The organism is Streptomyces lasalocidi, from assembly GCF_005280215.1.
Taxonomy (GTDB): Bacteria; Actinomycetota; Actinomycetes; order Streptomycetales; family Streptomycetaceae; genus Streptomyces; species Streptomyces longwoodensis.
In genome coordinates this window covers 7,678,208-7,699,669 of sequence record NZ_SZNQ01000001.1, presented here as the reverse complement: position 1 = coordinate 7,699,669, position 21,462 = coordinate 7,678,208, and the positions used below count along the sequence as shown (strand labels likewise).

13 protein-coding genes and 1 pseudogene are annotated in these 21,462 nt (G+C 72.6%); 4 read left to right on the top strand and 10 right to left on the bottom strand.

Features of this window, described 5'->3' with window-relative positions; genetic code table 11:
• Window positions 1–62: 62 nt before the first annotated feature.
• Both E4U91_RS34530 and E4U91_RS34525 read right to left on the bottom strand, forming a co-directional pair.
• Window positions 63–3,452, bottom strand: a complete 3,390-nt coding sequence (locus E4U91_RS34530) for a CARDB domain-containing protein (RefSeq protein WP_137311161.1) — start codon at window positions 3,450–3,452, stop codon at window positions 63–65.
• Window positions 3,453–3,731: 279 nt separating this feature from the next.
• Window positions 3,732–4,742 carry a LacI family DNA-binding transcriptional regulator gene (locus E4U91_RS34525; protein ID WP_137310440.1) on the bottom strand — a complete coding sequence of 337 codons (1,011 nt, stop codon included), beginning with the start codon at window positions 4,740–4,742 and terminating at the stop codon, window positions 3,732–3,734.
• Between the two features lie 241 nt (window positions 4,743–4,983).
• Here E4U91_RS34525 and E4U91_RS34520 point away from each other — a divergent pair, with 241 nt between their 5' ends.
• Window positions 4,984–6,387, top strand: coding sequence for a YVTN family beta-propeller repeat protein (locus E4U91_RS34520; protein ID WP_137310439.1), 1,404 nt, complete (start codon window positions 4,984–4,986; stop codon window positions 6,385–6,387).
• Window positions 6,388–6,400: 13 nt separating this feature from the next.
• Here the strand turns inward: E4U91_RS34520 and E4U91_RS34515 are convergent, their stop codons facing one another.
• Together E4U91_RS34515 and E4U91_RS34510 are read right to left on the bottom strand one after the other, a co-directional pair.
• Window positions 6,401–7,228 carry a class II glutamine amidotransferase gene (locus tag E4U91_RS34515; protein ID WP_137310438.1) on the bottom strand — a complete coding sequence of 276 codons (828 nt, stop codon included), beginning with the start codon at window positions 7,226–7,228 and terminating at the stop codon, window positions 6,401–6,403.
• A 94-nt stretch (window positions 7,229–7,322) separates the two neighbouring features.
• Complete coding sequence (locus E4U91_RS34510) at window positions 7,323–9,065, bottom strand: cryptochrome/photolyase family protein (protein ID WP_241678789.1); 1,743 nt, start codon at window positions 9,063–9,065, stop codon at window positions 7,323–7,325.
• Between E4U91_RS34510 and E4U91_RS34505 the strand changes: the two genes are divergently transcribed.
• Window positions 9,064–10,086: an LLM class flavin-dependent oxidoreductase gene (locus E4U91_RS34505; RefSeq protein ID WP_137310436.1), complete on the top strand. Its 1,023-nt coding sequence runs from the start codon at window positions 9,064–9,066 to the stop codon at window positions 10,084–10,086. The two genes, E4U91_RS34510 and E4U91_RS34505, sit on opposite strands and share 2 nt — an antisense overlap.
• 92 nt (window positions 10,087–10,178) lie before the next feature.
• Here E4U91_RS34505 and E4U91_RS34500 read toward each other — a convergent pair whose 3' ends face one another.
• Entirely contained in the window at window positions 10,179–11,747 is a 1,569-nt protein-coding gene (locus E4U91_RS34500; RefSeq protein ID WP_137310435.1) for an alpha-L-arabinofuranosidase B, read from the bottom strand.
• 274 nt (window positions 11,748–12,021) lie between these two features.
• Between E4U91_RS34500 and E4U91_RS34495 the strand changes: the two genes are divergently transcribed.
• Window positions 12,022–12,894: an NAD(P)-dependent oxidoreductase gene (locus E4U91_RS34495; RefSeq protein WP_137310434.1), complete on the top strand. Its 873-nt coding sequence runs from the start codon at window positions 12,022–12,024 to the stop codon at window positions 12,892–12,894.
• 311 nt (window positions 12,895–13,205) lie between these two features.
• Here E4U91_RS34495 and E4U91_RS34490 read toward each other — a convergent pair whose 3' ends face one another.
• The 5 genes from E4U91_RS34490 to E4U91_RS34470 form a co-directional block, all read right to left on the bottom strand.
• Entirely contained in the window at window positions 13,206–13,472 is a 267-nt protein-coding gene (locus E4U91_RS34490; RefSeq protein WP_137310433.1) for a ferredoxin, read from the bottom strand.
• 17 nt (window positions 13,473–13,489) lie between these two features.
• A complete protein-coding gene (locus E4U91_RS34485; protein WP_137310432.1) occupies window positions 13,490–14,707 on the bottom strand; it encodes a cytochrome P450 family protein in 1,218 nt (405 codons plus the stop codon).
• A gap of 21 nt (window positions 14,708–14,728) precedes the next feature.
• Window positions 14,729–15,904 carry an acyl-CoA dehydrogenase family protein gene (locus E4U91_RS34480; RefSeq protein ID WP_137310431.1) on the bottom strand — a complete coding sequence of 392 codons (1,176 nt, stop codon included), beginning with the start codon at window positions 15,902–15,904 and terminating at the stop codon, window positions 14,729–14,731.
• Between the two features lie 201 nt (window positions 15,905–16,105).
• A complete protein-coding gene (locus E4U91_RS34475) occupies window positions 16,106–16,522 on the bottom strand; it encodes a YybH family protein (RefSeq protein ID WP_137310430.1) in 417 nt (138 codons plus the stop codon).
• Between the two features lie 52 nt (window positions 16,523–16,574).
• The gene (locus E4U91_RS34470; protein WP_137310429.1) at window positions 16,575–16,955 is read right to left on the bottom strand and encodes a YybH family protein; all 381 of its coding nucleotides are present in this window, start codon (window positions 16,953–16,955) and stop codon (window positions 16,575–16,577) included.
• Between the two features lie 311 nt (window positions 16,956–17,266).
• On the opposite strand from E4U91_RS34470, the pseudogene E4U91_RS34465 reads away from it, so the two are divergent.
• Window positions 17,267–21,442 (top strand): annotated as a pseudogene (locus E4U91_RS34465) (type I polyketide synthase); the annotation flags it as partial.
• Between the last annotated feature and the right edge of the window lie 20 nt (window positions 21,443–21,462).

Here is a 21,462-nt window from a genome sequence, read left to right as displayed (position 1 = left end):
CGCGGTGGGCGGCGGGGAGGCGCAGGTGGTGTGGTGCGCGGGCAGGTCAGGTGCCGCGGCCGTCAGCCGCTGCGGTTGATGACGAACTGCGAGCCGGGCTCGACCAGCACGTCCCCCTGGGCGGAGTTCGTGATGGTGACGCCGGTCAGCGTCGCGCTGCCGCGTGCCCCGCCCATGGCGAGGATCCCGGAGCCGTTCAGCGACTTGTCGATGGTGACGTCGCGGATCTGCACGCCGGGTGTCGCGCCGCCGCCCGTCTTGAACTGGATGCCGTCGTAGGTGGAGTCGTGGATGTCGGTGTCGCGGATCGTGACGCCCGGGATGTCCTGTCCCTGGGCGAACAGGGTGATGGCGCCGAACTCCTGCGCCTCACCCCAGAAGGCGCCGCCCGTGCGGTACAGGCCGTTGTTCGCGATGAGCGTCTGGCCGGAGAAGGGCAGCGGGTCGTGGTCGGTGGCCAGCATGATCCCCGGGTAGTTCATGGTGTCGGAGACCAGGTTGTTCTCGATCGTGTTGCCGTAACCGCCGTAGACGGCGATCCCGTTGGCCCGCCAGGGAAGCTGGACGGTGTTGTTGCGGAAGTGGTTGTCGTGGCCGACGTCGACGGCGGGGTCCTTCACGTACTTGTTGGCCCACACGGCGAGCGCGTCGTCGCCGGTGTTGCGGAACGAGGAGTTGTGGACGGTCGAATTGCGGGTGCCGTTGGTGAAGTTGACGCCGTCCGCGTAGGTGTCACGGATGCGGACGCCGCTGAACTCGAGGCCGTCGCCGGGACCCCACAGCTCGGGGATGTTGGAGTAGTCGCGGCCGACCCAGGCGCCGACGTTGGCGTGCTCGATCCACACGTTGGTGATCCTGGTGTTCTTGCCGAAGCGGCCGTTGAGCGCGACCCCGCCCTCGGCTCCGCCGTCGCCGCCGCGGATGGTGCCGGACCCGAAGATCGCGATGTCGGAGATCCTGGTGTTGTCGTCGATGTCGAAGCCGAAGTTGCCCTCGTGCGGGTGGTTGATGCCGCCCGCGTCCTGGGGCGGGATGAGCGAGTAGAGCTGGGAGTGCCACATCCCGGCGCCGCGGACGGTGACGTCCCGGATGCCCACCTGGTTGTACTGGCCCCGGTTGAGCGGGTCGTCGGTGAGGATCTTCTTCTCCTGGCGCCACTGTCCGGCGGGGATCCAGACGCAGGGCACCTGCCCGTTCTGGTCCGCGGTGACCGCGCGCTGGAGGGCGTCGGAGTCGTCGATGCCGTCGTTGGGCACCGCGCCGTAGTCCGTGATGGAGGCGCACTCGGCGGGCTTGGCGGCCGGGGGTGCCACCTGCTCCAGGTCGACGAGGTCGACGACGTAGTACGCGGCGCCGTCGCCGGCGTCCCGCTGGAGGCGGAACCGGGTGCCGGCCGGGTAGGTGTCGGTGAGCAGGGCGTGGGACTCGTCGAAGAGCCGCCGGGCGTCTCCGCCGGGCCGGTTGGTCAGTCCCTCGGGGTCGTCGGTGGTGCCGTAGAGCCAGCTGTGCTTGGAGGACAGGGTCAGCTTGCGCACGAACGTCCCGTCCGCGTACAGGCTGAGGGTCGCCTCCTGTCCCCCGCCGCCCGGCGCGTCCGGGATCGAGTTGCGCACGACCACGGAGTTCGCGGGTGTGGTGGAGGTGAACTCCACGTACTGGCCGGTGGAGGTGAGCCGCACGGACCTGCGGCCCGAGGACTCGGTGGCGAAGTTGGTGTGCCCGAAGGTGCGTTTGGCGTCGGTGGTCAGCAGGGTGCCGTCGTAGCGGCCGTCCTCCGCCTCGTACTCCGTGTACGGCAGGGCGGCGCCGCGTCCGACGACGAGGGTGCGGGCGAAGGTGTTGTTGCCCTCGTCGGTCTCCTTGACCACGTCGGTGGCGTCGGCCGTGGCGGCGAGCGTCGCTCCGCCGTCGGTGGCCGTCCAGGTGCCGGGGACGGCGACAGCGACGGATCCGCCCGCAGCGACGGCGCCGGTGGTGGCGTCGAGCGTGGTACCGCCGGCGGTGAGCCGGGTGACGGTGCCCGCCGGCGCGGTGGTGGTGCCGCGGTTGTGGACGGTGACGGTGAAGGACACCTTGGCACCGGCGGCCGGGGCGGTGGGGTCGGTGGCGATGCCCGTGACGGTCAGGTCGGGGCCCGGGCTCCGGGCGACGACCAGCTTCGTCGCCGCGGTCCGGCTGTTGTTGGTGTCGTCCTGCTCGGGGACGGTGCCGCGTGGGTCCACGACCGCGGAGACGGTGTACGAGCCGGTCGGCCGCTTGCCCACGGTCACGGCGACGGTCGCCGAGGCGCCGGCCGCGAGCGGGCCGACGGCGGCGGAACCGGCGACGGTGCCTTCGAGGCTGACGTCGACGGTGGTGGCGGGCGCGGGTGCGGTGCCGGCGTTGCGCACGGTGGCGTTCACCGTGACGGGGTCGGCCTCGGTGGGTGCGGCCGGGGTCCAGTCGAGACCGGTGAGGGTGAGGTCCGGGTTGGGGGCCGCCGCACCGACCACCTGGAGTTCGGCGACCTGTCCGCCGGGGGCGCCGGTGTTGGAGAAGAAGGTGAGGCGGACGTCGGCGTAGCGCCCGGTGACCGGGACGGTGACGGTGTTCTGCCCGGCGGACGGGCTGAAGGCGTAGTCCGTGCGGGCCTTGAGCTGGACGAAGTCGGTCGCCGACTGCTCCCGCCCGAGGACCTGGAAGGACTGGGTGCGCGGTCCCCAGGCCGGGTCGGGGTTGAGCTTGACCACGACCGCCTGGAGGTCGGCGTTCGCCCCGAGCTTGACGGTCAGGCCGGCGGGGAATCCGGACGACTCCCAGTAGGTGCCCGTGCTGTCGTCGACGGCGTTGGCCGCGACGTAGGTCTGGGTGGTCGAGGTGGCCTCGACCGGCTTGCCGCGCGCGAGGTTCGAGCCGGTGGCCGGCGGTGGATCGGTCGGGTCCTGCCCTTGCCCGTACACCTCCAGTTCGGACAACTGGGCGGCGTTCCAGCCGGTGTTGGCGCTCACCTGGACGCGGACGTAGCGCGCGGTGGCGGCGCCGGCGTCGACGCTGACCGTGTTCGCCCGGTCCGGGGTGAAGGCCCGGGCGGTGGAGGCGGCGAGCGGGGTGAAGGCGCCGCCGTCGGTGCTGCCCAGCACGGCGAGCGTCTGGGTGCGTGCCTCCCAGGCCGCGGGCAGCTTGAGCACCACCCGGTCGACGCGGACGGCGCCGCCCAGGTCGACCTGCACCCAGGCGGGGTACGACCCGGCCGGGCCCTCCCAGTAGGACTGCTGGGTGCCGTCGGTGACCTGGCCGGCCGGGTAGCCGTCGTGCGCGCCGCTTGCGGTCGCCCGCTTGCCCAGGGCCAGGTTCACCTCGGCGGCCGCGCCCGCGGGCGCGGCGTACGCGCCGGCGGGCAGCAGCGCTAGGGCGAGCAGTGCTGCGATCAGGGCGCCGACGGTGGTCCGCAGGCGCGCGTGTCTCCCTCTCATCATGGCCTCTCCGTGATCCGGCCGCGGTGCATGACCAGTGGTGGACTGCGACGCATGAATGAGGTTTTGAGTGAATTCGTCAAATATTTGCGTCGCTGACGAGACAGGTTTCTAGCAGATGAAGACTTTGTCAACGGCCGTCACAGCACGGGCCATTCGGGGGCGCACGGCGCACGGTCGCCGCGCGGGCCGGGTCGGCCGCTGCCGGAAACGCGGCCGGCGCCGGCACCCGGGGAACGTTCCGGGTGCCGGCGCCGGCCGGTGCGACGGGGGGTGGGGTCAGCTCACGGGGGCCTGCGCGGTCGAGCCGCGGACCACCAGTTCCGGCTCGAACAGCAGCTCGCCGGGGTGGGCCTGGGTGCCCTGGATCTGTGCGCACAGCAGCTCCACCACGGCCCGTCCCATCGCCTCGATGGGCTGGCGGACGGTGGACAGGGGTGGCTCGGTGCAGCTCATGAACGCGGAGTCGTCGAAGCCGACGACCGAGACGTCCCCCGGCACGGACAGCCCCCGGCGACGCACCGCCCGGATGGCGCCCAGGGCAAGGGGGTCGCTCGCGCACACGATGCCGGTCACGCCACGATCCAGCAGGCGCGCGGCGGCCGCCTGTCCGCCTTCGAGCGAGAAGATCGAGCGGACCACGAAGTCGTCCGGCAGCACGCCCCCGGCCGCCTGGACCACGGCCCGGGCGGCCTGCAGCTTGCGGCCCGAGGGCACGTGGTCGACGGGGCCGAGGACCAGGCCGATCCGCTCGTGCCCGAGCGAGGCCAGGTGGCGCCAGGCCTGCTCGACGGCGACCGCGTCGTCGCACGAGACGCACGGGAAGTCCAGCCCCTCGATGGAGGCGTTGATCAGGACGACCGGGATGTTGCGCTCGGCGAGCTGCCGGTAGTGCTCGTGCGGCGCGTCGGCCTGCGCGAAGAGACCGCCGGCGAACACCACGCCGGACACCTGCTGCTGCAGCAGCAGTTCGACGTAGTCGGCTTCGGAGACCCCGCCCTGGGTCTGCGTGCACAGCACCGGCGTCAGGCCCTGCTGCGCCAGGGCGCCCCCGATGACTTCGGCGAACGCCGGGAAGATGGGGTTCTGCAGCTCGGGCAGCACCAGGCCGACCAGCCGGGCGCGTTCGCCGCGCAGCTGCGTGGGCCGCTCGTAGCCGAGGACGTCCAGCGCCGTCAGCACGGCCTGCCGTGTCGATTCGGAGACACCGGGCTTCCCGTTGAGGACACGGCTCACCGTGGCCTCGCTGACCCCCACCTTCTTGGCCACCTGAGCAAGTCGTCGCGTCATGCCTGCAAGGCTAGCGCAAGAAGCGCAAACAGTTTACGTGTCCGCCGGGACTCCCGGGTCGGACGAACGCAAGCCTGTTGCAAGGCCGGGCGGTGGCCACCGTACCCGTCGCTCCGCCGTTCGCCCACGGCCGGACGATGGTCAGTGACGGCGCGTGGTGGGACCGTATGAGGGCACCGCGGCCGGCTCCGGAGCCTTCCGGTTCCCGCAGTCGTGGTGCGTCGCATAGGGAGGGACCCTGATGTTCTCGCCGTTACCCGACCGTCCGCCGCGGGGCGTGGTGCGCCGCCGCCTCGCCGCCCTGGTGACGGCCGTGGCGCTCCTGAGCGCCGGGGTGGCCGCTGCGGCCCCCGCCGACGCGGCCGTCCTGCCCGGTCCGTTCGCCTACGTCGCCGACAGCGGCGCGGGCACCGTCTCCGTCGTGGACGGCGGCAGCACCACCGTCACGTCCACCGTCCCGGTCGGCGGGACACCGAGCGGGGTGGCGGTCAGCCCGGACGGCAGCCGGGCGTACGTCACGCAGTCCGCCGGCAACACCGTCGCGGTGATCAGCACCGCCACCCGGGCCGTGACCGCGACCGTCCCGGTCGGCGCCTCGCCCTACGCCGTGGCCGTCACCCCGGACGGCAGCCAGGTGTACGTCACGAACCCGGGCGACAACACCGTCTCGGTCATCGACGCCGCCACCGGCACCGTCTCCGCCACCATCGGTGTGGGCGTGCGTCCCGTCGGCGTGGCCGTCGACCCGTCCGGTGCCCAGGTCTACGTCACCAACGACAGCGACACCAACACCCTGTGGGTGATCAGCACCGCCACGCACGCCGTCACGGCGACGGTGCCGCTGCCCGCCCACGCGTACGGGGTGGCGTTCGCCCCGGACGGCACGCGCGCCTACGTCGCCCTGGTCAACGGCCGCTCCCTCGCGGTGGTCGACACCGCCACCCGCACGGTGACCTCCACCGTCCCCACCGGCACCGCCCCCCACGGCGTGGCCGTCTCCCCCGACGGCTCGCTCGTGTACGTGGCCAATCACGACGGCAACAGCGTCTCGGTCGTCGATGCCGCCACCGGCGCCAGGACCGCCACGGTCCCGGCCGGTGCGGGCCCCGAGGCCGTCGCCTTCCACCCCTCCGGCACGCGGGCGTACGTCACGGACGGCAACGCCGGCACGGTGACGGTGCTCGACACCGCCACCGCCACCGTCGCCTCCACGATCACCGTCGGCAGTCGTCCGCTCGGCGTCGCCTTCGCCCCGCCCACGGCGGACCTGGGCGTGGCCCTGACGGCGACCGGTGTCCCCGGTCTGCCGGCCGGCCGCATCACCTACACGGTGACGCTCACCGACAACGGTCCCTCACCGCTGACGTCGGGCACCGTCACCGCGACGCTGCCCGCCGGGACGGCCGCCGCCAGCAGCTCCTGCACGCCCGTCGGCGGCCGCGTCACCTGCACCGTCGGGGCCCTGGCGCCCGGTGCCACCATCACGCGCACGTTCACCGTCCCCCTCGGCGCACTCACCGTGGGCCTGCCCTACACCGTCACCGTCAAGCGCACCACGAGTTCCCCCACCGACCCCGACCCCGCCGACGACACCGCCTCCCGCACCTGCACCGTGATCACGTCGCTGATCATCAACTGCGGCTGACACCCGGCGCACGTCAACGGGGCTGGAAGGCCTGGAAGACGTCCAGGCCCGGCTGGATGACGCCGCAGCTGTTCTCCGGGACCTCCTTCCAGGCGCCCGGCAGGTCGCCCAGCGGCTCCGACACCACCAGCCGGGTGTCCTCCGACACCTGCTGGAGGAAGTCGACGTCCGGGTGCAGCGCCCGCAGCGCGTCCACCTCGGCGCTGACGAACAGGGACCGTGAGGCGCGCTCGCTCGAGTAGCGGAAGACCCACAGGCGTTCGCCGTCGGCGACCGCGACGGTCATCTGCAGGGGGTGCCGGACACCGTGCCGGTGTCCGGTCTCCTCCACGAGCCCGGCCATGCGGGCCACGGCGGTGGGCGGGTCGTCGTCCAGCCCGAAGGTGAGGGCCAGGTAGAACATCAGCTCCGAGTCGGTGGACCCCTCGATCTCGGCGTAGAGGGCGGGGTCGACGGCCAGCGCGAGGTCGCGCCGGAGCAGGCCGTACTCGCTGATCGCGCCGTTGTGCATCCACAGCCAGCGGTCCTTGCGGAACGGATGGCAGTTCGTCTGCTGCACCGCCGTCCCTGTCGTGGCCCTGATGTGGGCGAAGAACATGCCGGAGCGGACGTGGTGCGCCACGTCGTGGAGGTTGCGGTCGTTCCACGCCGGGCCGGTGTCGCGCAGTACGGCGGGGGTGGCCACGTCGGGCACGTACCAGCCGATCCCGAAGCCGTCGCCGTTGGTCGTCTCCACCCCGAGGCGCGAGTGCAGGCTCTGGTCGATCAGGCTGTGCCGGGTGTCGAACAGGACCCTGCTGAGGAAGATGGGCGTACCCGAGTAGGCGATCCAGCGGCACATGTCCGGGCCTCCTCCGTGGGGGGACGGACGGCGTCCGCCCGGGTCCCTCCCAGGGTAAGGAGGTCTCCCCCGGCCGCGCCTGCGGGAGCCGGGGTCACGGTGGCCGCTCGTCCCAGCGCCGGTCGGTCTCCAGCACCTCCTCCAGGTCGCCGAGCCGGTCCAGGCCCTGCACCGCCCGGGAGGTGCGCCGGTTCCCGGCGAGCAGGGCGCGGTGGCGGTGGCTGAAGGCCCAGTACCCGGTGGTGAAGGGGCAGGCCCGGTGCCCGACGCGGTCGCCCGGCCGGTAGGCGCAGCCGCCGCACAGGTCGCTCATGCGGTGGATGTAGGCCCCGCCCGAGGTGTACGGCTTGGTGGTCATCAGGCCGCCGTCGGCGTACTGGGACATGCCGGTGACGTTGGGCAGCATGACCCAGTCGTAGCCGTCGACGAAGCAGCGGTGGAACCAGTCGGTGACCGCCCGCGGGTCCCAGCCGCGCTGGAGGGCGTGGCTGCCGAGCACCATCAGGCGCGGGATGTGGTGCGTCCAGCCGGTGTCGCGCACCTGGGCGAGGACGGTGGCGAGGCAGCGGGCGGTGACGGCGTCGGCGTCCAGCTCCAGGAACCACGGGGGCAGCGGGGCGTGGTGGCCGAGGGCGTTGCGCCGGCGGTAGTCGTCCCCGAAGTACCAGTAGAGCTGCCACACGTACTCGCGCCAGCCGGCGACCTGCCGGACGAACCCCTCGACGCTGTTCACCGGGACCTTCCCGGCCCGCCAGGCCTCCTCGGCCGCGGTGACGACCTCCAGCGGGTCGAGCAGGCCCAGGTTGAGGGAGGACGACAGCAGGCTGTGGCTCATCACGGGGTCGCCGGCGAGCACGGCGTCCTCGTGCGGGCCGAACCCGGCGAGCCGGTGGTCGACGAAGCGCCGCAGGGCCGCGAGCGCCTCGCGCCGGGTGGCGGGGAAGAGCCGGGGCCCGTCGCGGCCGACGAAGCGGACGCCGTGGTCGCGTTCGAGGCGGTCGAGGTCGGCGCGGACCTCCGCGTCGACGTCGTCCTCGCGGGGCCGGTAGGGCCGGGGCGCGCCGAGGGTGCGGGCGCCTCTCGGCGGGGGCTCGCGGTTGTCGTGGTCGTGGTTGAACCGGCCGCCGGCCGGGGCGCCGCCGTCCATGAGGAGGTCGTGTGCGCGGCGCACCCAGTGGTAGAAGTCCTCCTGCCGCAGCCGGCCGGTGTGCCCGTCCGCCCAGGCGAGGAAGGCGTCCTGCGGCATCAGGAACCCGCGGGCCGGCAGCACCCGCACCTGCTCCAGCGAGCGCACGAGGCGCAGCGCCGCCCAGGAGGTGGGGTGGTGCACGGTGACGGGGGCCCCGCCGACGGCCTCGCGCAGGCCCTCCCGGTAGGTCTCGGCGCGGACGTAGCGCACCCGGTCGCCCAGCTCGGCGGCCCGGTGCCGCATCGCGGACAGCACCAGGTGGGCCTTGGCCCGGTGGAAGCGGCGCCGCCGCAGCACCGAGCGGGCCTCGATCATCACCACGGGCGCGCCGTGCGCGGGGCCGTCCCCGCCCGGGGCGAGGAAATGCGGACCGAGCTGGTCGCCGAACAGCCAGTGCGCGACGGCGTCGTCCGCCCTGCCGGCACCGGTGAGGTCGTTCGCCACCGTGACCGTCCCCTCTCCTCGGGTCTCCTCGGGTCTTCTCGCGTCTCCTCGCGTCTCCTCGCGGCCGTCGGGCGCGGGCCCGGTCGCGCGTCCGCCTGGGTCCACCGTGCGCAGCGGCACCCGGGTCGCGCCGCGCGGGTCAGCCGTTCGGGTGACCCGCGCGCACACGGAATGAACGGCGCGCACGGTGGTTGTAGCAGGCATGAAAAAGATCGGGTTCCTGTCCTTCGGGCACTGGACGCCCTCTCCCCACTCCCGGACCCGCTCCGCGGCGGACTCGCTGCTCCAGGCGATCGACCTGGCGGTCGCGGCGGAGGAGCTGGGGGCCGACGGCGCCTACTTCCGGGTCCACCACTTCGCGCGGCAGCACGCCTCCCCGTTCCCCCTGCTCGCGGCGATCGGCGCCCGCACCGAGCGCATCGAGATCGGCACGGGGGTGATCGACATGCGCTACGAGAACCCCCTGTACATGGCCGAGGACGCGGGGGCCGCGGACCTGATCTCCGGCGGCCGCCTGCAGCTGGGCATCAGCAGGGGCTCCCCGGAGCAGGCGCTCGACGGCTGGCGGCACTTCGGCCACCGGCCACCGGAGGGCGGCACCGACGCCGACCTGGCCCGGGCGCACGCCGAGCGGCTGCTGGAGGTGCTGGAGGGCGAGGGGATCGCGGAGCCCCACCCCAGTCCCATGTTCGCGAACCCGCCGGGGATGCTCCGCCTCGAGCCGTACTCCGAGGGCCTGCGGGAGCGGATCTGGTGGGGATCCAGCTCCAACGCGACCGCGGTGTGGGCGGCCGGGCTGGGGATGAACCTGCAGAGCTCGACGCTCAAGGACGACGAGAGCGGCGAACCGCTGCACGTCCAGCAGCGCAAGCAGATCGAGGCGTACCGGGAGGCCTGGCGGGCCGCGGGCCACACCCGTGAGCCGCGGGTGTCGGTCAGCCGCAGCATCTTCGCCCTCGTCGACGACCGGGACCGCGCCTACTTCGGGCGGGAGCGGAACTCGCAGGACCAGATCGGCTACATCGACCCGACCACCCGCGCCGTCTTCGGCCGGTCCTACGCCGCCGAGCCCGACGTGCTCGTCGAGCAGCTGGCCCGGGACGAGGCGGTCGCCGCGGCCGACACCCTGTTGCTCACCGTGCCGAACCAGCTGGGTGTCGACTACAACGCGCACGTGATCGGCAGCATCCTGGAGCACGTGGCGCCGGGACTCGGCTGGCGCTGACCGGGCGACGGGCGACGGCTGTGCCACCCGGGGCGGGTGGCACAGCCGTCGTGCCCGTCAGGCGTCGGGACTGAGGGGTTGGGGCTGAGGGGTCAGGCCAAGGGGGAGGTCACGACCCAGCTCGTGTCGTCGGCCCAGGAGGTGGCGCTGTCCCAGGCGTGGGTGCCGCCGTGCGAGGCCACGTAGGCGGCGTAGGAGTAGTGGCGGACGAAGTCGGCGGGGTAGTTGGCGGACCGCAGTGAGACGCCCTGGCCGTTGTGGGCGGCCTGCGGGCAGAAGGTGGCGTCCAGCCGGGCCAGCGCGGTGTCCACGGTGTCGACCCGCAGCCGGAAGTCGTAGTGGCGCAGGTACTGGCCCGGCTTGTCGGCGGACTCGAACGACACGCAGGAGGCGTCGCCCAGCCCCGCCCGCACGGTCCAGGTGGCGGCGGCCCGGTCGGCGGCCGGACTGGACGAGGACGTCGCCGCGATGACGGCGTTGCTGTCGGCGGTGTTGTGCCGCAGGTAGTCGGCGGTGCAGCAGGAGGTGGTGGCCCGCAGGGAGACGCGCGAGCCGACGGTGGGCGCGCCCGCCACGGGGGACGGGGCGTAGCCGGCCGCGTTGATGTTGGACTGGACGGCGTTCTCGGTGGCGTCGGTGGGGAAGCCGGAGGTCAGAACGCCTTCGTAGAAGGTGCCGGCCGATCCGTTGCTGTTGTCGCCGCCGATGCCGAGGATGATCGCCCCTTCCTTCTTCATCGGGTTGTAGCCGGTGGCGTTGGGGCGCGGTCCATCGTAGGCGGTGGCGAGGCCGCCCGACTGGGCGTTGCCGGAGCGGATGGCCCAGTGGTTCGGGCCGCCCTTGACGGCGGCGGTCAGGAAGCGGTGGCTGACGCTGGGATTGCCCGCGTTGTAGCCGCGGTTGACGCCGGAGAACAGGCCGTTCTCGAGGTCGGCCATGACCCAGGGGCCGTTGCCGGAGCCGTAGCCCCAGGTCTTGCTGTTGCCGAAGTAGATGGTCTCCATGGTGCCGTTGCCGTTGTCGCGGCTGTTGGTCTCGGCGTTGCCGTAGTCGAAGCAGCAGCCGCCGTTGTAGTGGGTGCCGTCGAGGACGGCGTACATGCCCTCGGGCTGGTCACCGGTCGCGATGCCGTTGGTGCTGTTGTCGCGGTACCCGGTGCCGGGCGCGACGAAGACGCCGTAGGCCTTGTGGCCGCCCACGGTCACGGGTGCGGCGGAGGCCTCGGCGAGGTTGTCGTAGCCTCCGGCGGCCGGGCCCTGGAAGCCTCCGGGCGGGGCCTGGGTGAGGTGGTTGCCGCGGCCGGACTGGTCGTAGATGACGGTGATCAGACAGCCGGTGCCGGCGCAGAACGCGTCCTGTGCGGCGGCGTCGGCGTAGCCGCCCGCGCTGAGCACGCCGATGTCCCGGGTGGCGCCGTCGGAGGCGCGTTTCACCTGGTACAGGCGGCTGTTGTACGCCGAGTACAGGGCGCGGGTGGTGCTGTGCGCGGCGACGCAGGGGGTGCCGCCCGCGGCGTACAGGTCGCAGGGCTGCGAGCCGGCGGCTGCGGCGCTGGTGCTCGCGGAGGTCTGGGCGGCGAGCACGGCGCTGACCAGGGCCAGCGCGAGGGCGAGCAGGACGAGCGGCCTGTCCCGCCAGGTGGGGGGCGTTGTCACCGACATGGGGCGGTCTCCTGGGGGTCGGGGGTGGAGTCCGTTGGGTGTGGTCGATATACCGAACGCTGTTCGTGAATTCGTCCAGGACCTTAGGGAGACCGTGACGGGCAGTCAATACACCGGTACGCAAAGCATGGTGCGGCGGCCTGGCCCATAGCCGAGTACGCGGAGCTTCCGACTAAATAGAGCGTTCGTACTAGAACTGTGCTACGTTCTTCCTGCGCCGTTAGAGCGCTCGTTCCAGCAGCGATGCCAGCAGACCAACGGAGGTCCTCCGACCATGAGCAGCAACCAGTCCGTCACCGTCATCGGGCTCGGCCCCATGGGACAGGCGATGGCCGACGCCTTCCTCGACAACGGACATGAGGTCACCCTCTGGAACCGCACCGCTTCCCGGGCCGACGCCCTGGTGGCCCGTGGCGCTGTTCTGGCCAAGAGCGTCGAGGACGCCGTCCAGGCCAACGAGCTGGTGGTCCTCAGCCTGACCGACTACGACGCCATGTACGCCGTCCTGGAGCCGGCGGCCGACGTGCTGAAGGGCCACGTGTTCGTGAACCTCAGCTCCGACACCCCGGAGAAGACGCGGGCCGGCTCCCGCTGGATCACCGAGCGCGGTGGCGTGCACCTCACCGGTGGAGTGACCGTTCCGCCCGCGGGCATCGGCAAGCCCGAGTCGAAGACGTTCTACAGTGGCCCCCGTGCCGCCTTCGACCGGCACCGCGGCAGCCTGGAGGTGCTCACCGGCACCGACTTCCGCGGCGAGGAGCCGGGGCTCGCGGCCCTCATGTACCAGATCGGCATGGCCATGTTCTGGCCGTCCATGCTCAGCTACTGGCAGGCGATCGCCCTGGCCGAGGCGAACGGGCTGAAGGCGGCGGACATCCTGTCCCACGCCAACGACACGATGCTCGCCATGCCGCACTTCCTCGGCTTCTACGCCGAGCGGATCGACGCCGGCAACCACGAGGGCGACGTGGACCGGCTGGCGATGGGCCTGGCGAGCGTCGAGCACGTCAAGCACACCATCGGGGACGCCGGTGTGGACACCTCGTTCCAGTCCGCGGTGGTGGACCTGTTCCGCCGCGCGATGGACGCCGGGCACGCGGCCGACAGCTTCTCGAGCATCGTCGAGCTGCTGAGGAAGTCCGCGTGACGTCCCAGGCGTCCGCCTGACTTCCGCGGCAACGGGCCCTCCTGGCCCGGGTGACGGCCACAGCGCCGGCGTCCGGGCCAGGAGGGCCTTGGCGTTGACCGAGGACGGTGAACGGCCGTCGCGGAAGGACCCGCCGGTGTCGAGGGATGACGGGTGGGCCTCGCAGAGCCGGAAAGGACGCGGTGGGTGACGGACGGTCAGCAGGCGGGGGCCGGCCGGGCCTGCCGAGGGACGCGCAAGGGCGCCGTAAGCGTCGCCGTGGTGTGCCGGCGGTGCGTACGGCGCCTCTCGCGGCGCGTGGAGCCGTGCGGCTACGGCGCCCCCACCTCCCGCTCGGACGCGTCGGACCGGGTGAGCCGGACCGCTTCCGTCGGACAGACGTCCAGGACGCCGGTCGCGGCCTCGATGTCCTGAGGATCCGTCAGTTCCGTTCGGCTCACCACCGCGTGGCCCTCGGGTCCGACCCGGAACAGGTCCGGGTGCATCGCCTCGCAGGTTCCCGCTCCGGTGCACACCGTCGCGTCGATCGACAGGAGCAGGGGTGCGCCCCGCCCCTCGGTCCCGCGCGGACCGGACACGCCCGGCCCCGGCCCGCTCACAGTGTCACCGGCAGGGACGGCAGGCTGCGCAGCAGCCAGTTCTCCTCGAAGAGGACCTTCTCGCGGGGCACCGCCAGCCGCATCCTGGGGAACCGCTCCAGCAGCGCCGGGACCGCGACGCCGGTCTCCATGCGGGCCAGCGCCGCGCCCATGCAGTTGTGCAGTCCGTGGCCCAGGGCCAGGTGCCGCTGTCCGGTGCGGGTGATGTCCAGGCGCCGGGGATCGGCGTACTTCTCCGGGTCGTTGTTGGCCGACTGGAGGCCGGCCACGACGGGGGTCCCGGCGGGTACCGGCACTCCCCCGATCTCCAGGTCCTCCTTCGCCAGCCGGAACAGGCCGACGCAGAAGGCGCCGTCGTAGCGCAGGAACTCCTCGACCGCCGTCGGCGTGTGCTCGGGGTGCCCGCGCAGCAGTCCCAGCTGGTCGGGGTGGTCCAGCAGGGCGAGGACCGCCGAGCCGATCAGATTACGGGTGGTGTCGATCCCCGCCATGATCATCACGGCCACCAGCGAGACCAGCTCGTCCTCCGTCAGCTGGTCCTCCCCGTCCCTGGCGTGGACGAAGTGGGAGGTGAGGTCGTCGCCGGGGTTGCGGCGCTTCTCGACGATCAGCTCACGGCCGTAGTCCACGAGTTCCTCGAACGCGGCGGCCACCACGGCCTCGTGGTCGGGGTTGTCGGGGTCGGCGTGGAACGCGCGCTCGATGGCGTCGAGCATCTCGCCGAACCGCTTGAGCGGGAACCCGAGGATCTCGCCCGTGACATCGGCGGGAATGCGGCCGGCGTAGTCCATGACGTCGGGGCTGTCGGACTTCTCCAGACGTGCCAGGCACTCGCCGACGATCCGGTCCACCGGCTCCTTCCAGGCCGCCACCCGGCGCGGGGTGAACGCGCCCATCGCCAGCCGTCGCACCCGGGTGTGGTCGGGCGGGTCGAGCACGGTGAGGATACGGCCGATCAGCGTCCCGGCGCCGAAGATCATGCCGGAGCGGCGGAAGTCCTCGCTGCCGTACGCCTCCCCGTCATTGCTGAAGCGCTGATCGCTGAGGAGAGCCTTGACGTCGTCGTAGCGGGACAGGAACACCATCGGCACGTCACCGACGGGAAACCGGAAGCGATGGACCGGGTCGTGCACGCGCAGCCAGTCGTACACCGCGTACGGATCGCGGTAGTACGCGGAGTCGAACAGCGCGGGAGCCTCAGAGATGGTGCCCATTGTCGGCCTCCAGGGGACGGCTCAGATGTAGTCGGTACCGGGTTCGAGGGCGAGCAGGACACGACCGTGTGCTTCGAGGGAGCTGGTGGGGGTCAGCAGTCCGTGCAGGGACAGCGCCGAGATGTCGCGGAACGCGCGCTGGAAATGGTTGCTGCGCAGGATGGTGGAGGCCGAGCTGATGTCGAACAGCATCTGCACCGCGTCCTTGGTGGCCTCGACGACGTAGCCGACCTGTCCGCGTAGCGTCGCCTTCTCCGCGACGGTCAGCTGCTCGCCGCGGTCGGCGCGCTCCTGCACGACCCGCAGCCAGTCCTGGGACAGCGCCTCGCAGGCGGCGATCTGGTTCGCCGCGCGCGCCACCGTGATCTGGGTGTAGGGGTGTTCCCGCTGGTCGGCCCAGTTGGTGTAGGTGATGGGCTTGCCGGCGACCCGCTCGAGGAACAGGTCGAGGGCGGAGCGGGCGATGCCCAGGTACACCGGGGCGCAGGTGGCCAGGACGTAGCTGAGCAGGCTGTAGTTGCGGCCCTTGGCCTCCGCGTTCCAGCGGTCGCCGGTGGCGGCGTCGTAGACGGAGGCGTCGACCACGCGGTGCGCCGGGACGAACGCGTCCTTCACCGTGGAGGTGGCGCTGCCGGTGCCCGAGGCACCGAACACGTCCCAGTCGTCCGCGATCGTGACGTCCTCGGCGGGCACCAGCGCGAAGAGCTCCTCCTGCCGGCCGTCCGCGTGCTCGACCATGGCGGCGGCGATGTTCCACTGCGCCCCGGGGACACCGGTGTTGAACCGCCAGCTGCCGCTGAGCCGGTAGCCGCCCTCCACCGGGGTGAGCGTGCCGGTCGGGGTGAAGCCGCCGGAGACGCGTACCGAGCCGCCCGCGAAGACCTCCTCCTGGGCGCGGTCGGGGTAGAGGCTGACGATCCAGGCGCTGGAGATCCACACCATGGACACCCAGCCCGTCGAGCCGCAGCCCCGTGAGATCGCGTGGAGGATCTCCGCCTGTTCGGCCACGGGCAGGTCCAGCCCGCCGAACCGCTCGGGAACCGCGGTGCGGAAAACGCCGGCCTTCTCCAGCAGCTCGATGTTCTCGTCGACGAGCCAGCGCTGCTTTTCGGTTTCCATTCCGTTCCGGCGCAGCGTGGGCACCGCTTCCTGCACCGCCTCGAGGACGTGCCGTGCTTCCGTGCCGAGCGGGCTCATTCTGCCTCCATAGCGAGTTCTTTTTTCCGCGGGCGGGAAATCGCCCCTTCGCGGAGCGGATTCACCCTATTCCGGGGGTGGAATCGGCCGTCCATTCCGCGGCAACGGGCCGCCCACCCGCGCGGTGCGGGGCCGCGGCCGGGCGTGCGATGCCCCCGGCCCAGGGGGGATCCGGGCCGGGGGCGGTGTGCGCGGGGACGGTCAGTCGGCGACCAGTCCCCCGTCGACGGGCCGGTCGACGGCCATGAGCCACCTGCCGTCCTCGACCCGGCGCAGTACGTCCGTGCAGGTGCCCTCGAGGTGCATCGGCCGGCCGTCGGCGTCGGTGCCGTCGATGACGAAGCGCACGCCGATCAGCGCCACGTCGCCGGCCACCCAGGAGTGGGTGACCTCGGCCTGCAGCTTGGGCTTGGTGGCGAGGAAGTCCTTGAAGAACTGCTTCCGGGCCTCGCCGGTGAGGGGCTCGCCCGAGAAGTTCGAGATGGCGTCCGGGCGGTAGAGCCGGTCGAACAGTTCTCCGTCGCCCGAGTTGAACACCTGCAGGAAGATCTCGTTCTGCGTGTCGGTGTCGTCGGTGAGGTCCGGCTTGTCGAAGTCGATGTCGACGGTGAACGTCATGGCTGGGGAACCTCCGGTTGCGTTGACGGGTCGATGTGCCGGGCGGTACGGCTCACTTCTGCTGGCCGTAGGGGTCGTCGATGGCGTACCGCCAGTTGCCGTCCGCTCCGCGGCGCAGCACGTCCAGGCCCACGCCCTCGAGGTGCTCGGGGTTGCCGTCGTCGCCGGTGGTGTCGATGGACCAGTCCACGACCAGCAGGGCGGTGTCCTCCGTGACGAACGACTGCCGCGGCACGGCCGTCATCCGCGGTCCGCGGGCGAGGAACTCCCGGACCGAGTCGATACGGGCCTGGCCGGTCAGCGGCGTCCCCGGTTCCCAGACGGCGACGGCCTCTTCGGTGTACATGGCATTGACTGCGTCCGCGTCACCGGCATTGAACGCCTCGACGTAGAGAGCGGTGTGCTTTTCCACGTCCTGCGTGAGTTGCGCCATGTTCGCTGTCTCCTTCTTTCCCGCGATGGCCGGGCTCCGTCTGATTCCGCTGCTCCCGCCGAACGCTAACGAGAGGCTGACAACCGGACGTCCACTGTCAGGTAATCGACGCCCGTCCGTCCTCATGTCCCGTGGAATTACCGGCGCGTGATCGGACGATCATTAGGATCGGCAGCCGGTCCGCCACAAAAGACGTACGCGGACCGGCGCACGGATTGTCGTGTGCGACGGCACGAGCGGCCGGGAAATGCGATCCGGCTTCCTTTCGAACGGCGCTGGAACACTCACTTCACCTCGGGGAGCTGAACACCATGGCGGGCGAGGAAAGACTCCGCGACTACCTCAAGCGAGCCATCGTGGAGGCCAGTGAGGCCCGTGAGCGGTTGCGCGAGGTCGAGGACAGACAGCGGGAGCCGATCGCCGTCGTCTCGATGGCGTGCCGTTACCCGGGCGACGTCGCCTCTCCCGCCGACCTGTGGCGGCTGGTCACCGAGGGCGTGGACGCGGTGACGCCGTTCCCGGACAACCGGGGCTGGGACCTGGAGACGCTCCATGACCCGGATCCCGGGCGGCTGGGCACCAGTTACAGCCGTGAGGGCGGGTTCCTGCACGACGCGGACCGTTTCGACCCCGCCTTCTTCGACATGTCGCCCCGCGAGGCGCTGACGACCGATCCGCAGCAGCGCCTGCTGCTGCAGACGGCGTGGGAGGCGCTGGAGCGGGCCGGTATCGCCCCGCGCGACCTCCACGGCAGCGCCACGGCCGTGTTCACGGGAGTGATGTACAACGACTACGGCTCCCGGCCCGGCCTGCCGGCGCGGAACACGGAGGGGTACCTGTTCAGCGGGAGCGCCGGCAGTATCGCCGCGGGCCGTCTGTCGTACACGTTCGGCTTCGAGGGGCCGGCCGTCTCCGTGGACACCGCCTGCTCCTCCTCCCTGGTGGCGATGCACCTGGCCGCACGGGCACTGCGCGCGGGTGAGTGCACGCTGGCTCTGGCCGGCGGTGCGACCGTGATGGCGACACCCGTGGCGTTCACCGAGTTCTCCCGGTTGCGGGGGCTGGCGCCGGACGGACGCATCAAGTCCTTCGCCGCCGCAGCCGACGGCACCTCCTGGTCCGAGGGCGTCGGCCTCCTCGTACTGGAACGCCTCAGCGACGCACGGCGCAACGGCCACCCCGTCCTCGCCCTCCTGCGCGGCTCCGCCGTCAACCAGGACGGCGCCAGCAACGGCCTGACCGCACCCAACGGACCCGCCCAGGAACGCGTCATCCGCCAAGCACTCACCGACGCCGGACTCACACCCGACGACATCGACGCCGTCGAAGCCCACGGCACCGGAACCCGCCTCGGCGACCCCATCGAAGCCCAGGCCCTCCTCAACACCTACGGACAGCACCGCCCCACCGGCCGGCCCCTCCACCTCGGCTCGCTCAAGTCCAACATCGGACACGCGCAGGCCGCCGCGGGTGTGGGCGGTGTCATCAAGATGGTCGAGGCGATGCGCCACGGCGTGCTCCCCCGCACCCTGCACGTCGACCGCCCCACCCCCATGGTCGACTGGGACTCCGGCGCCGTGCGGCTGCTGACCGAGCCCCGCGACTGGCCCGACACCCAACGCCCGCGCCGCGCCGCCGTGTCCTCCTTCGGCTTCGGCGGGACCAACGCACACGTGATCCTGGAACAGGCACCCGCCGACGAGAGCGGGCCCGGCGCGGTGCGGGAGCCGGCGTCCACGACGACGGCCGTCACCGCGGCCCCGAGGCCCGCGCCTCCCGTCCTGCCCTGGCTGCTGTCCGCCAAGACCGAGACCGCCCTGCGCGGCCAGGCCGAACGCCTCCTCGCACATGTCCAGGACCACCCTGCCCGCGACCTCGACCTCGCCCACTCGCTCGCCACCACCCGCACCGTCTTCCGGCACCGGGCGGTGGTGCTGGCGGCGGACCGCGACGCCCTGGTGGCGGGTGCGCGGGCGCTGGCGGCGGGCGGCACGGCGCCCGGTGTCAGCCGGGCCGAGGCGGCCCCCGGCCGCACCGCCCTCCTCTTCACCGGTCAGGGCGCGCAGCGCGTCGGCATGGGCCGGGAGTTGCACGAGACCTTCCCCGTCTACGCCCGCGCCTTCGACGCCGTGGCGGCCGCGTTCGAACCGCACCTGGGTCACTCGCTGAGCGAGGCCCTGCGCACCGGAGACCGCCTCGACGAGACGGCGATCACCCAGCCCGCGCTGTTCGCGGTCGAGGTCGCCCTCCACCGTCTGCTGGAGTCGTTCGGCGTGGCCCCCGACTTCGTGGCCGGCCACTCCATCGGCGAACTCGCCGCCGCCCATGTCGCAGGGGTCCTCGACCTCGCCGACGCCGCGGCCCTGGTCGCCGCCCGGGGCCGGCTCATGCAGAGCGCCCCCGCCGGCGGCGCGATGATCGCCGTACAGGCGAGCGAGGAGGAGGTCGCCGCCCTCGTCGCGGAGCACGAGGACCACCTCGCCGTCGCCGCCGTGAACGGGCCGCGTGCCGTCGTCCTGGCCGGGGACGCCGACGCCGCCGGCCAGGTGGCGCGACGGCTCGGCGCGGCCGGTCACCGGACCACTCGGCTGACCGTCAGTCATGCCTTCCACTCGCCGCACATGGACGGCGTCCTGGACGACTTCCGCCGGGTCGCCGCCGGGCTGACCTACCGGGAGCCGGACATCGCGGCCGTCTCCACGGTGAGCGGACAGGCCGTCGCCCCGGGGCAGTGGTCGTCGCCCGAGTACTGGGTGGAGCAGATCAGCCGGCCCGTGCGCTTCCTGGACGCGGTGCGCACGCTGGAGTCGGCGGGCGTCACCTCCTTCTTGGAGGTGGGACCGGACAACGTCTGCGCCGCCATGGCGGCCGACTGCCTGAGCGAGCGCGAGGGCAGGGCGACGGCGGCCTCGCTGCGCCGGGGCCGGCCCGAGACGCAGACCCTGCTGTCCGCGCTGGCCGAGCTGTACGTCCGGGGGGCCGCCGTGGACTGGGCGGCCGTGTTCGACGGCACCGGGGCGCGGACGGTGGACCTGCCGACGTACGCCTTCGACGGTGAACGGCACTGGCTGGAGCCGGTGTCCGGCGCCGGGCCCGCCGCGGTGGGGCCGGGTCACCCGCTGCTGGGGCCGGCGACCGCCGTCGCCGGGCACGACGAGGTGCTGTACACCCGGCGGATCTCGGCGGGCGCGAGCCCGTCGCCGTACCGGCACGAGGTGTTCGGCGCGGACGTCGTCGCCGCCACCGCACTGGTCGAGCTGGCTCTGCGCGTCGCCGACGAGACGGGCTGCGCCGGCATCGGCGAGCTGAGCCTGCGCTCACCCCTCGTGCTGCCGGCCCAGGGAGCGGTGGAGGTCCAGGTGCGGGCCGGCCGGCCGGGGCGGGACGGCGGACGCGGTCTGACCGTGCACTCCCGCCCGGCGGCCGCCGCGACGGACGACACGCCGTGGACCCTGCACGCCGAGGGGGTCCTGCTGCCGGACGCGCCTGCAGCCGCACCCCGGGCCGACGCGCCCGGCGGGCGGGAGATCCTGCTGCCCGACGACCGGGCCGAGGAGGCCGAGTGGTACGGCATCCATCCGTACCTGCTCGACGCCGCCCTGCGGTCCGTGCCGCAGCAGTCCGCCCCGGACCGGGTCGCGGCGCCGGTCGCCTGGCAGGGCGTGCGGCTGCACGCCGCACGGGCAACCGCCGTACGTGCTCGAGCCGTTGTGGAGGAGACGGGCGCAGTCTCCCTCCGGCTCACCGATCCCACGGGCGCGCTCGTGGCATCGGTGGACGCGGTCCGCTACGACGACGTACCGGCCGAGGAGTTCCGCGCCCCGCTGGGGACGTCACCGCTGCGGTCCGCGGCGGACCCGGACCGTCCGGTACGGCCGCCGGCCGCCCCCGGCGCCGCTCGGCAGGCGGGCGGCGGTCTGGCCGCGCTGCCGGAAGCGGAGCGCGAGCGGGTGGCGCTGGACCTGGTCCGCACCGAGGTGGCCGCAGTGCTCGGTCATGCGTCGGTGGAGGGCGTCTCACCGGAACGGCCGTTCCAGGAGCTGGGGTTCGACTCGGTCACGGCGGTCGAGCTGCGCGACCGGCTCAGCGCCACGGCCGGGATCCCGCTGCCGGCCACCACCGTCTTCGACCGCCCGACGCCGGCCGCGCTCGCCGCCCGGCTGCTGGAACTGACGGCGGCACAGGACGACGGCGCGGCCGTGGCGCTGGAGGCCGGCTTGGACCACCTGGAGTCGCTGCTGGCCGCGCCGCCCGGGGAAGCCCCGCGGCGGGTGGAGATCGCCGAACGCCTGAGGGCCCTCGCTGCCTCACTGGACGCCTCCGCGGGCAGCCGGGCCGGCGCCGGAAGCTCCCGTCATGACGGAACCGCGGCCGCCCCCGCGGACCACCCGGCTGACGCCCCGCAGGCCGGGGCGGCGATCGAGACGGCCTCCGCCGACGAGCTCTTCTCCTTCATCGACTCCCAGCTCGGCCGGTCCGCGCACTGACCGCGTCCCGAGCCCGCCCC